This is a genomic window from Halococcoides cellulosivorans (genome assembly GCF_003058365.1).
GTDB classification, from domain to species: Archaea; Halobacteriota; Halobacteria; order Halobacteriales; family Haloarculaceae; genus Halococcoides; species Halococcoides cellulosivorans.
This window is the reverse complement of record NZ_CP028858.1, coordinates 1,676,495-1,688,641: the sequence shown is the minus strand read 5'-3', so window position 1 is coordinate 1,688,641 and position 12,147 is coordinate 1,676,495. Positions and strand designations below refer to the sequence as shown.

Here is a 12,147-nt window from a genome sequence, read left to right as displayed (position 1 = left end):
GATCGGTCGCGTTCCCGCGCGCGACCGTTACTCGGCTTTCAGGCCGTCTTGAGTGACGGTCATCACGGCCTCGCCGTCGGGGAGGTTCGGCGCGTCGACCAGGCGGACGATGCGTTTCTCGTCTTTGGATTTGCGGAGGTACATCCGGAACGTCGAGGTGTGGCCGAGGATGTTGCCACCGATGGGCTGGGTCGGGTCACCGAAAAACGAGTCGGGGTTCGAGGCGACCTGGTTGGTCACGAGCACGGCGGTGTTGTAGAGGTCACCGATGCGCATCAGGTCGTGGAGGTGTTTGTTGAGTTTCTGCTGGCGATCGGCAAGTTGGCCACGGCCGACGTACTCCGCGCGGAAGTGGGCGGTCAGCGAGTCCACACAGAGCAAGCGGACGGGGAACTCGTCGTCCTGGCTGTCGCTCGCGAGTTCCTGGGCTTTCTCCGCGAGGAGGATCTGATGGTTGGAGTTGAACGCCTTCGCGACGTGGATCTTGTCCAGGACCGATTCGAGCAGCGCCTCCATCGTCTCGTCGTCGCCGGGCGAGCCCTCGATGTCGCGCTGGTCCAGCAGGGCCTGGATCGTATCCTCTGGCAGGCCCCGGACCATGTCGTCGATCCGCTCGGGCCGGAAGGTGTCCTCGGAGTCGACGAAGATGGCCGAGCCTTCGAGCCCGCCGTGGTCGGCCGGCAGTTGGACGTTGACCGCGAGTTGGTGGGTGACCTGGGACTTGCCCGCGCCGAACTCACCGTACACCTCGGTGATCGACTGTGTCTCGACGCCGCCGCCCAGCAGGTCGTCGACTTCGTCGACACCCCAGGAGAGCTTCCCGATCTGTTCGCGCCGTTCGAGGACTGTCGAACCGCTCTCGAACCCGCCGATGTCCGCGGCCTCGCGGGCCGCCTGGACGATGTCGGACGCGCTCGACTCACCGATGTCCGCAGTGTTCGAGAGTTCGCCCGGGCTCGCGACTGCGACGCCCTGGAACGACTCGAACCCGTTGTCGCGCAGTTTCTCGGCGGTCGCGGGCCCGACGCCCGGCAGGTCTTCGAGGTCTTCTGACGTTGCCATACCCCTCGCTTGCGGACGGGGTCACATAAAGGGCCGTCAACACCGGAGTGAAAGTGTGCGGTGGGGCCGATCGGACGGCCCGATCGGGCGGAGCGTGTGGCGGGCGGCCCGCCGCCCCGACCGACAGCGACTTAGGCGAGCCTAACATACCTGTATACATGAGCGCTACCACGACGCCACGGTCGAAACGCGCGGAGGGCTGGGCGAGTGTGTACGCGTCGCTGTTCGGGGTCGAAGAGACCGACGAGCGCGACGGCGACCAGCGCGAGTAACTACTCCCAGGGGTGGCCCGCGTTCTCGGGCCAGAGCGGATACCAGTACGATTCGTCCGATTCGACGTCGAGTTCACCGTCCAGCACGCTCTGGAGTTTGAATTCGACGGCCGCGTCACGCTCTCTCGCCCCGGGTTCGGGCGCGAACGGGTAGTACGCACCGCGTTTGAACGAGTACACCCAGTAGGCATACCCCTCGTCCGGAGCCTCGAACGCGAACAGGGCGGCGAGCAAGCGCGAGCCGAACCCCTCCTCGATCAGCGTGTCCGCAGCGAAGTGAATCGAGGTGACCAGGTCCTCGAAGTCGTCGTCTTCGAGGACGACCCACTCGTAGCCGTGGCGATCCTCGTGGAAGGTCGCGACCGTGCCGGTCTCGCTCGCGCCCGCGTCGAGGACACGCTCGACGGCCCGCCGGGCGTCAGCGAACTCCGTGCTGTCGACGTCCGCAAAGGAGAGTGCGGCCTGGCCGACCGGCGGACAGTCCAGGTCGGCGCTCATCGTCAGGTACGCGGTGCTCATCCCGAAGAGGTCCTCGGGATCGGCTGCACGGGTTGCCGAGCGTTCGGCCTGGATGCCCAGCGCCGATCGTATCCCGTCGATCAGTCCCATATCTGTCGGGCGGGCGCCACAGAGAAAAGTGAGCCGATCGATCAGAACTCCGCGGCGGTGCGCAGGCGGACGCCGATCGGCTGTTTGACGAACTCGCCCATCGTTCGTGAGATGGCCTGATCGACGCCGCGCTGAGCGGCGACGTCGAGCAGGCGCTGATCGAACGTCCCGTCGAGGACGACCGTCTGCGGGACGGGGTCGACCTCTCGGAGCGCGTCGAAGGCCGCCTCGGCCTCGCGCTCGTCGAGGACGGCGTTCGAGGGGTCGAGCATCCGCACCAGCCCGCTCGATCCGTCGATCACGGCCGTGACGTGGTCTCCGACGGTCTGCGGGCGGGTCTCTTCGGGTGGGGCGTCCGTGACGCCCTCGGAGATTGAACTCACGTCGGTATCTGTCTCGTCGGTCGCGTCGGCGGCCGCCTCGGAATCGCCCGATTCCTCGACTGCCGAGTCGGCGGTCGCGGTGTCGCTCGCGGCGACCGTTCCGCCGTTCTCGCCGTTTTCGGCCGCAGGCTCGGGCCCCTCGGGCGCGGTGTCGGGGCCGGACCCGTCTGTGTCCTCGGGTCCCCGGACGAACTGGCGCGGGTCGTCCACGTCGACGAGCTGTTCGATGGGGGCTTTCTCGCGAAGCGCGTCGAGTACTTCGTCGCGTGTCAGATCCTCGACGCAGCGATCGTGGGGCGCGAACGTGACGTAGTCGACCGATCCGACCTGTTCGAGTTCGCGAAGGAGCAGGTCGCCTCCGCGGTCACCGTCGAAAAACGCCGTCACGGTCCGGTCCTGGGTCAACCCGGCGACGGCGTCCGGAATATTGGTGCCTTCGACGGCGATGGCGTTTTTGATGCCGTATCGAAGCAGCGTCTGCACGTCGGCCCGCCCCTCGACGACGATGATCGCGTCGCTGTCGGCCACGCGCGGGCCCGCCGGGTAGCCCTCGTAGTCGGTGATCTCGGCAACCCGAGCGCGCTGGCGGACTTCGTCGACGATTTCGCGACTGGAGAGTACCTCCGCGTCGAAGTCCGCGAGCAGGCTGGTCGCACGGTCGACGATCGCGCGGCGCTTGGCCGAGCGAACGTCTTCGAGTTGATCGACGTCGATCGTCGCCCGGCAGGGCCCGACGCGATCGATCGATTCGAGCGCCGCGGCGAGAATTGCGGTCTCGACGCGGTCGAGCCCACTCGCGATCGTGATCGTCCCGATCGATCGGCCCGCGTCGCTGGAAATCTCGACGTCGATCCGGCCGAGTTTCGAGGAGTCCTGCAGCTCGCGGAGGTCGAGTTGGTCACCGAGCAGGCCCTCGGTCTGTCCGAAGACGGCCCCGACGACGTCACTTCGTTCGACCACCCCGCTCGTTTCGATGCTGGCGTGAATGAGGTATTTCGCTGAATCGTCCATTGATGATCTGCCCCGAGAGGGGCGGTGTTGATGATTCCGCCATGACACTCACCATGGCAAAGCGAGATACGTGACCGGGTCGCAAAATGCTGACGACTCGCTCGCCCGTCAGGCGGTCGGATCGCCGCTCTCTTTCGCCCGATGCAGCAGTTTCGACAGTGGTGGCTCGTAGTCGTAGCCGGGGATCGCGCCCTGGACGTAGGTGCCTTCGACGAACAGCGCGATATCGCGGGCGACTTCCAGTGCGCGATCGGTGACTCGCTCTTCGAAGGCGTAGGTCACGACGACGTGGTCGTCGGTGCGATCGATCGACACCTCGGGGTCGATCGACCGGCGGGTCGCACCGCTGGCCTCGCGGGCGCGCCTGCGAAACGTCTCGAACCAGTCGTCCTGGACGGCGGCCCCGACGGGGTCGGTGGCGACGGCATCGATCGTGGGCACACGAATCTCGACGGTCCAGGTCGGCTCGTCGGTCGGGGTTCGGCGGATCGCGGTCTGCAGCGGGGTCGCGGTGACGGTCACCGTGCCGTCGGCGCGGGCTTCGACGCTGTCGATGGCGTCGGGCACGTCGATGGTGGCGTCGGTCATTGGAGACGGGTAGCCGATGGTCAGGGAAAGCCTCCGCGGTCGGCCACCCATTTACCACCTTTTTGGGATCATGCTCGATTCGCGAACACGTTGGTGGCGACCCCCGCGTCAAACGGGTTCGGGTCGCTGCCGAATTGTGTTCTCGGCTCTATGCATCCGCCGAGTGCCGAAGGCACGAGGCGGTTCGCCGGACCCGACCGGTGCGAGGTCGCGGAGCGACCTCGGGAAGCCGAGCGGCGACGCCGCGAGGCAGGGAGGGTCCGGATCTTTTTGGTCCAGATTTTTCAAGGAGTGGTTCGCGAGCGAACCCGACGCAGAATAAGGTGGTAGTGCGTGGGACCGAATTCGAACCGGCGGACCCCTACGGGACAGAGCCCTCAACGCAAACGGATACAGTGAGGCTGTTGACCGCTAAATACCTCATTTCGGGCTCGATAAACCGCCATTCTGATGGCTGATTTATAACCTTTCCTAAGGCACAGCGTTAGCCGCTATTCGAAAAACCTGAGTTGATCAAAGAGACGCTGAACTACATACTTCGACTGTGAACGAAGGCAACAAAATCGTCAGAGTCAGCCCGCCCGGGGCGCGTGCTGTCGGAACGAGTGCTGATCATCATCGCTCGAAATCACCAACCGACCCGTAACAGGAAACACATAATGGATGAGTTAACGATTACAAATATGCTGATCCGAGGATGGAGCGATAAGCTCCGACCGGGATTTCGTTCCGACAGCAGTGTCGCGCTCATCTTGAACCGAACACACACGAGTGGGTAGTCAGGCTATAGTCGTTCAATCGGTGGCGACAGCTTCCTCAACGATTTCGATTTCTTCATTAGTCAGGTCGTACAGTTCATATGTCATATCGTCGATAGTGCCCTCTTTTTCGTGTATGCGCTCAGTCAGTTCCTCAGCACGGTCTACCTTTTCGCGGTATCGATCCAGTCCTTCCTTCACGTCTTCTAATTTCGGGAGAGTAATGTCTTCGAGCCGGTCAATAAGCGATATTGTCTTAGTAGCGTTATCTGCAAACCCACCTTCTTCGTTGGCAACAGCGAACGGAACGAAGCCTCGTATTAGTGCAATCATCTCTTTATCGAGCCCCTGAAATACCATTGCAGGTTCTGGATTGAGGGTTGCATAGCCTCGATTATTCGTATCGTATTCGTCTCGAACAGATTCAACCGGTTTAACATATGGGATTGCAAAAACAGTCAAAATATCTCCTTCCTCTTGTATCTCTACACCGGAGATTCTGAGAGTTTCAAACTCGTCGGTGGTGTTTTCACTCTCATTTAAGATACTATCTGCAAATCCTTCTGGCGGAGTTGGAGACAAATCTGAAAACGATTGTCCACTATCATAACTACCAAGATAATCTGCCAAATTAAGATTTAGACTCGCTTTTTCAGATTTGCTTTCCTCTATGTCGGAACGAAGCTGTATCATTTTTTCTTCGTAGCCCACTCCCTCTCTATACTCTGAACTGATTGCATCTCTACATGGTATTGGAAAATTACGAACAGACTGGGGCCATACGTCAGAGTATGAACCTTGTAGGGCACCTGTCTCGAATTTGTACTTGAAAACCCAAGACATAAATGTGGAATTTATAAGGGACAAAATAAATGACATATTAAGACCCTCGTCTAATCTATCGAATCCTTCGAAATCGGTCGTAGCTCCTGTATCTTCTAAAGGCTCATATTCACAGCAGACAATCACAGTATCATCACAGTACATCGAGGTGCTATCAAACGCACCCGCAAGTCGCCCGCCTTCGTCTGTCCGTTTCCGAACTACGATTTTATCAGACTCAAACATCTCTGGTTGGCGTGCGCCCGACATTTCGTCTTCACGATAATCGAGCCATTGATCTTGCCAATCAATATGCCATCGTTGTAAATCGGTACCTTCGAAGAACTTCTTGTCATTCCCGATTGGCTCAGCAGAAACAACATCTGACTTTGTAAACCCTCCTGATTCCTTACTTGAGACCGTAGCACCAACATTCACATACAAATACTGCCCTAACCAATCTGAATTATTGTCTACTTTTTCTATTAATGGCAGGTGATTTTCAACATAGTTCTTGTCCACTCGTATCTGGAAATTATATACATTTAGCCAAACATTTGGAGATACTCTAGACTCCTCACGAAACTCAAATGGCTCCTGTTGGACACAGGTTCGAAGCGACTGTTGATCTCCAGAACTACTATTGTGTGCTTCAATAACGTAAACGACACACTGTCGATCAACCCCAGGAAAAACTTCTCGTTCCTCAAAGTCCAATATGCTCTTTATTTTGTGCTTTGAGAGTATTAGTTTCCTCAATTGTTTCGCATATTTTTCTGTCAATAGCGTATTCGGAAGGATGAATGAGTGGTATCCACGATCACGGGTGAGTTCAAGCGAACGAACAACGAAAGAGAGGTACATATCCCAATGTCCTTCTAAGGCACCAGAGTCACTGTATCCACGTTTCAGTGCATCACGTAACTCTGGCATCTTTTCAGTCATCGACCATGCGTTTAGATACGGAGGATTCCCTATTATCACGTCAAAGCCGGGATTTTCTTTTTCTATGTCCTCGTAACTTTCGGTAATCTCCCTGTAGAACACCTCTGGGAAGGCTAATCTCCAGTGGAAGAAGCTATGATTATCTGCAATTTCCTGCGCTGTGCTAAACCAGTCTGTTTCAGCAATATTATCCCACTTCTCTTCGTTTTCAAGGGCCTTTGCCATCCTCTCGTAAGCTCCATCTGGTGGATCTAATTCAAAGTCCTCAGCAGAATGGACATTAGCCATTGCCACCAATCTTTGGCGTAATTCATCCTGTTCGATTTCGGCATACTTGCGTTTCATTTCCCGCACGTCCTCAACCGTCTCGCTCTCGATGGCCACAAACTCACTGTAGATGTCCATTAGGCGCTCAATAGTTCCTTCACGTGTTGCGCCGAATTCAGCCAGTGACGACTGCTCATCATCACCGTTAGCATCCGATTCCAGTTCCTTGATATCCTCAATGTCTGACCCGACAAGTGAGTTGCCCAGCTTGAAGTGGTGGTCGAGGAACGCCAGCGGTCGGTCGGTCGCCAGCGTCTCCAGCCACATCGACAGCTTCGCGAGTTCGACGGCCATCCCGTTGATGTCCACGCCGTAGATGCACTCCTTGGCGATGTCCCGGCGCATCTGCTGTTCGTCGATGGCGACGCCCATCTCCGTCTCGACGTCGCGCAACTCGGCCATCACCTCGTTGGCGAGGTACTCTGTCGCGCGCGTGAGGAAGTGCCCACTCCCCATCGCGGGGTCAAGGATTTCGAGGTCGGTCACCCGCCGGATGAACGGGCTGACGTACGCCTGGGTCCCGCGCTCGTAGCCCTGGGATTCGAGGTCGTCGTGAATCTCCTCGACCAGCGGCCCGACGGTCTCCTCGACGATGTAGGTCACCACGTAGTCCGGCGTGTAGTACGCCCCCGTCGCCTTGCGCTCGCCCTCGTCGTTGACGACGTACAGCCCACCCTGGGGGACGGTCTCGACCGCGTCGGCGACCGTCACCTCGCTGGCGGGTTCCCAGACTTGCCCGCCGTCGGCGGCGACGGCGGCGTACTGCTCCGGTGCGATCCGGAAGTGGTGTTCGAGTAGTCCCTCGTAGACGCTGCCGAGGTGGCGCGTGTCCAGATCGGCGTAGTCCGCGAGGACGTACCGGCCCGCGTCGTTCTCGGTCGTCGAGAGTCGGTAGATCACCTCCGCGAGATACCGATCGCTCACCGTGTGCTCGGTGAGAAAGTCGTGTTGGTCGTGATCGAACAGCCCGCCGTTGTACGGTGGAATCCCGAGGTCGGCCTGTCCCTCGTCGATCAACTGGAACAAGTCGGCAAGGCGGTTCCACATTCTCGTCGAGTGCTCGTTGTACGCCGCTTCGAACCCAGTATCGACCTCCCCGATCTCCTCGTGAATCCGCAGTCTGAGTGCATCGAGGCTGAAGTTCTTTTCGTAATCTGACTGGGCGTCGGCGTCGTCCGGATGGATAAGTCCCTGGGCCTCCGCGTAGAGGACGAACATCAACCGATAGAGCATGACGAGCGACTGCTCTTTGAGTTCCTCAAGGGCCGCCTCATCGTCGGGATCGATCGCAAGATCGTTCGTCTCGACGAACCCGCGGCCGAGCACGCGCAGCGCGGTGAAGACGTTGTCCTGCAGGTCGTCGCCCAATTGTTGGGCCGCGGTCTCGCTCTCGGAGCGCACCTCGTCCAGAAACGTCGTCCCACCGGACTCTCGAAACGCAGCCGGGCGGAAGAACACGAAGAAGTACTTGAACCTCTCCAGATCGCCGCTTTCGAGCAGTTCGGGTAAATCGACCTCGTAGTAGGTCTGGGTCTCGTAGTCTTTCGTTCCGTAGAGCCGCCATTTCCGACCGTTCGTCAGAATGCCCCACTGGATGGCCGAGGGCGTCTTCTCCAGGTAGTGTTTGATCTGGTGGGAAGCGTTGCGATACTGCCGGTGCTCGCTGAACTCTGCCGTGAAGTCGGCGTCCCATTGCTTTGCTTCGAGGATGCCAATCCCGCGCTCGAACACGTCGGCCATCGATTCGGTTTGGAGGTAGAGTTCAGCGGCGTCTCGTCGTGTTGATTCGTCTTCGAACAGTGATTTGTCGACGTGCCCTGCTCCGTCCGGGAGTGTCACTTCCTCTTTGGTTCCGAACCCAAGAACTTCGAGGACCTCGTCGATCCAGTTGTCGATTAGTTCGGATTCGTTGAATCCTTCGACGATTGAACCCTCGCGTTCGTGGAGTGCTTGAAGCTCCTCCATCGCTGCTCGGGCCGCCTCGTCACAATCCCAGTCGTCACGGTCGCGTACTCGATTGTCTAGGTAGTGTCCTGTAAACAGGTTCGAGTTGACGTATGGACGATCCGGGAGTGTCGCCTGACTCATCTGAGTTACTCACATTCCGCGTGCGTGTCCACAAATACGTGACGCCATTGGCGGATCGGGCCTGGAGGTTCGTCAGTGGTCCATACGCATCCGCGGAGCGCCGTAGGCGCGACGCGGTTCACTGCGAGCGGGCCTGCGGCCCGCGAGCAGGTCTTTTTGGTCCAGATTTTTGCAAGTGGGGGTTCCCGCAGCGAGCCAGAGGCTCGCGAGGAAACCCCCCGCAGTAAAAAGGTGGTAGTGCGTGGGACCGGATTCGAACCGGCGGACCTCTACAGGACAGCGCCCTCAACGCTGCGCCGTTGGCCTGGCTTGGCTACCCACGCGCGGTGAATGACTGCACTCGGGGATATCCGAGGCGACCTAAAATGGCTGTCGGTTCGCAGTCCGGCGAACGGGGCTGGGTCGTGGGGACAGGTGACGTGGTGGCGGGAGACGTGAAAACCGCTGGCCACCGCGAATCGCATCGGTCTCGGCCCGACGGCGGGCCGTCGTGACGGAGCGAAGCGCGCAGTTGAAATACCATCGTGCCTCTACCGATGTCCATGGCGAAGTACACCACCGGCGACGGGGGTGCCGGAAGCGACGAGAGCTGTGAGCTCTGCGGAGCGACGGACGCGGCGCTCCAGCCGGTGCGTATCGCCGGGGCTGACCTGCAAGTCTGTGGTGACTGTGCGGCGAATCGCGAACAGGCCACCGGGCGTGGCGGACAGAGCCACCAGGACGAACGCCGGCGTGAGGCCGCCCGCAATGCCGCTCGCGCGATGGACGGCGCGAGTGGCGACGACGGCTGGCAAGACGACGCCGAGTACGACGACGACCAACTCCCGTATCTGGTCAGCGGCTACGGCGCCGTCGTCACCGAGGCGCGCCAGGACGCGGGCCTCCAGCGCGCGGAACTCGCGGGTGAACTCGGCGTCGACGAATCCGACATCATTGCCGTCGAGCAAGACCGGGCGAACCAGGCCGGCGTCCCCGGGTCGCTCATCGAGGGGATCGAAAGACGGCTCGACGTCTCGCTCGTCGACGACGACTGAGACCGCCCGCCGGATTTCCGGGCGGCGTCGATTCGACAACCGTTTTAGGCCCGGACCGTTTGCTCGAACAAATGAGCCAGTGTATCATTTGCGGTACGTCTACCGACGGTCCGATCTGTGAGCTCCACGAGCAAGACGTCGCGTTCATCTTCGAGGGCACACGACCCGGACAGCTGACACCCGGACGATTTTACCGCGGCACGGTCGACGGGTTCGCGGAGTTCGGCGTGTTCGTCGACGTCGGTGACACGGTGACGGGACTGCTTCACCAGAGCGAACTGGATCAGCGCCTCGAAACGCTCGACTGGGACCCCGGCCAGACGGTGTTCGTCGAGGTCAAAAACGTCCGCGACAACGGGAACGTCGATCTGGGCTGGTCGATCAGACAGGCCGAGTCGAGTTTCCGTGGCGTCCTGATCGACGACCCCGCGGCCGACACGCCGCTGTTGCCCGAGGACACCGACGATGAGGCCGCCACCGACGACGCCTCGGACGCGACGGACGAGTCCGGCGACACGGACGAGACGACGACCGAACCCAGCAGCGACGGCGGCGACCGCGACGTCGGCGCGACCGGGTCGGCCGACGCCGAGGGGACCGCCGTCACCGGCGCGGTCCGATCCCGAGACTCCGACGCGACCGCCGCCGACGAGTCCGCGGCCGCAGACACCAGCGAGTCGGCGTCTGAGACGACCGACGAGGTCAAACACGTCGACAGCGACACCGCCGAGCCAGCCCTCCAGCGCGTGCCGATCGCCGACCTCCGCGATCGCCTCGGGTCGACCGTTCGCATCGAAGGCGAGATCGAGTCCGCGCGCCAGACCGCGGGCCCGACCGTGTTCGAACTCGCTGACGGGACGGGCACCGTCGAGTGTGCGGCGTTCGAGTCGGCGGGGGTCCGCGCCTACCCCAGTGTCGAAGCGGGCGATCTGGTCCGGATCGACGGCGAAGTCCGGGAACGGCGCGGGGATCTGCAGGTCGAGACCGAAGCGCTGGCCGTCCTCGACGGCGATCTCCGCGAGGCGACCACCGAGCGCATCGAGCGCGCGATCGCTGAGCGCGCCGAACCCGACGCGGTCGAACCGCTCGTCGAGGGCCTGGACGTCGATCCCGACCCGACCGCCGAAGTCGCGGGCGCGATCCGTCGCGCGATCATCGAGGCTCGCCCGGTGATCGTTCGCCACAGCGCGACCGCCGACGGCTACGTCGGCGCGGCGGCGATCGAGCGCGCCGCACTCGGCCTGATCGACGAGCACCACGAGGCCGCCGACGCCGTCTATCACAACTTCGACCGCCGCCCGATCGACGGGACCGTCTACTCGATGGACGACGCGACGACCGACCTGACGCGCATGCTCGAAGACGCCGACCGCCACGACGAACCGTACCCACTGTTCGTGTTCGTCGGCGCGGGCGGCACCGACGAATCGGTCGACGGGTTCGGCCTGCTCGACGTCTACGACGCCGAAGCGATCGTGATCGACTCGGTCGCTGACGACAGTGTTGCCGACGCCGTGACGACGACGCTGACGCCGGATCGGTCCGCGGCGGACTTGGAGACGCCCGCGCTCCCGCGTGGCGAACCGACGGCGACGACGCTCGCGGCGACCGTCGCGGCCCACGTCGACGACTCGGTTCGCGCGGATCTCCAGCACCTCCCCGCGGTCGCGATCGGTCGATCGGTGCCCGGGGCCGCGCTCGACGCCGCGACCGCGGCGGGCTACGACGAACGGACGGTCCGAGAGATCAACGAGGCGGTCACGCTGGTCGCGAACTACCAGGTCTACGAGGACAAACGTGAACTCGTCGCAGACCTCCTGTTCGAGGCCGACGGTGGGCTGGCGAGTCACGTCAGCGAACAGTACCGCGAGAAAGTCGACCGCGCACTCGACACCGCGCGCGCTCACCTCACCGAGACCAGCGTCGCGGGCGTCGCGGTGACCGTCCTCGACGTCGAGGCCTTTACCCACCGCTTCGAGTTCCCGCCCGTCGAGATCCTGCTCGACGAACTGTATCGTGAGCGCGACGACACCGACGTCGTGCTGGGCATCGACCGCGACAGTCTCCACCTGCGGACCGAGGCCGCACTCGACGTCCGGACCGTTGCCGAGCGCGTCACCGAACACTGTCCCGACGCCGGCGTCGAGACCGCGAGTGCGCGCGCCCAGCGCGTCGAGTTCCTCGCTGGCGAGCGCGACGAGGTCCGCGAGGCGACGCTCGCGGCGATCGGTGAACAACTCGGCTAGCC

At 61.5% G+C, this 12,147-nt stretch carries 7 protein-coding genes and 1 tRNA gene; 2 read left to right on the top strand and 6 right to left on the bottom strand.

The genetic code is table 11. The features are described from left to right. Positions 1 to 27: 27 nt before the first annotated feature. The 6 genes from radA to HARCEL1_RS08320 form a co-directional block, all read right to left on the bottom strand. Positions 28 to 1,062 (bottom strand): DNA repair and recombination protein RadA, encoded by a 1,035-nt coding sequence (gene radA, locus HARCEL1_RS08345; protein WP_108382306.1) that lies wholly within the window; start codon positions 1,060 to 1,062, stop codon positions 28 to 30. A 272-nt stretch (positions 1,063 to 1,334) separates the two neighbouring features. Further along, positions 1,335 to 1,943, bottom strand: coding sequence for a PspA-associated protein PspAB (pspAB, locus tag HARCEL1_RS08340; RefSeq protein ID WP_108382303.1), 609 nt, complete (start codon positions 1,941 to 1,943; stop codon positions 1,335 to 1,337). A gap of 41 nt (positions 1,944 to 1,984) precedes the next feature. Continuing rightward, on the bottom strand, positions 1,985 to 3,337 hold the full coding sequence (gene dnaG, locus HARCEL1_RS08335) for a DNA primase DnaG (protein WP_108382300.1): 1,353 nt from the start codon (positions 3,335 to 3,337) through the stop codon (positions 1,985 to 1,987). 108 nt (positions 3,338 to 3,445) lie between these two features. Beyond that, positions 3,446 to 3,925 carry a DUF5813 family protein gene (locus HARCEL1_RS08330; protein ID WP_108382298.1) on the bottom strand — a complete coding sequence of 160 codons (480 nt, stop codon included), beginning with the start codon at positions 3,923 to 3,925 and terminating at the stop codon, positions 3,446 to 3,448. A gap of 794 nt (positions 3,926 to 4,719) precedes the next feature. Further along, the gene (locus HARCEL1_RS08325; protein ID WP_108382295.1) at positions 4,720 to 8,865 is read right to left on the bottom strand and encodes an Eco57I restriction-modification methylase domain-containing protein; all 4,146 of its coding nucleotides are present in this window, start codon (positions 8,863 to 8,865) and stop codon (positions 4,720 to 4,722) included. 238 nt (positions 8,866 to 9,103) lie between these two features. Further along, positions 9,104 to 9,188, bottom strand: a tRNA-Leu gene (locus tag HARCEL1_RS08320). A gap of 219 nt (positions 9,189 to 9,407) precedes the next feature. On the opposite strand from HARCEL1_RS08320, the gene HARCEL1_RS08315 reads away from it, so the two are divergent. Together HARCEL1_RS08315 and HARCEL1_RS08310 are read left to right on the top strand one after the other, a co-directional pair. Continuing rightward, positions 9,408 to 9,899, top strand: coding sequence for a helix-turn-helix domain-containing protein (locus tag HARCEL1_RS08315; RefSeq protein WP_108382293.1), 492 nt, complete (start codon positions 9,408 to 9,410; stop codon positions 9,897 to 9,899). Positions 9,900 to 9,970: 71 nt separating this feature from the next. Beyond that, positions 9,971 to 12,145, top strand: coding sequence for an OB-fold nucleic acid binding domain-containing protein (locus HARCEL1_RS08310; protein ID WP_108382290.1), 2,175 nt, complete (start codon positions 9,971 to 9,973; stop codon positions 12,143 to 12,145). Positions 12,146 to 12,147 lie beyond the last annotated feature (2 nt).

What these genes read in the sequence shown, in the direction of transcription:
- radA (WP_108382306.1), bottom strand. Translation starts at nt 1,062, where the DNA reads ATGGCAACGTCAGAAGACCTCGAAGACCTGCCGGGCGTCGGGCCCGCG.
- pspAB (WP_108382303.1), bottom strand. Translation starts at nt 1,943, where the DNA reads ATGGGACTGATCGACGGGATACGATCGGCGCTGGGCATCCAGGCCGAA.
- dnaG (WP_108382300.1), bottom strand. Translation starts at nt 3,337, where the DNA reads ATGGACGATTCAGCGAAATACCTCATTCACGCCAGCATCGAAACGAGC.
- HARCEL1_RS08330 (WP_108382298.1), bottom strand. Translation starts at nt 3,925, where the DNA reads ATGACCGACGCCACCATCGACGTGCCCGACGCCATCGACAGCGTCGAA.
- HARCEL1_RS08325 (WP_108382295.1), bottom strand. Translation starts at nt 8,865, where the DNA reads ATGAGTCAGGCGACACTCCCGGATCGTCCATACGTCAACTCGAACCTG.
- HARCEL1_RS08315 (WP_108382293.1), top strand. Translation starts at nt 9,408, where the DNA reads ATGGCGAAGTACACCACCGGCGACGGGGGTGCCGGAAGCGACGAGAGC.
- HARCEL1_RS08310 (WP_108382290.1), top strand. Translation starts at nt 9,971, where the DNA reads ATGAGCCAGTGTATCATTTGCGGTACGTCTACCGACGGTCCGATCTGT.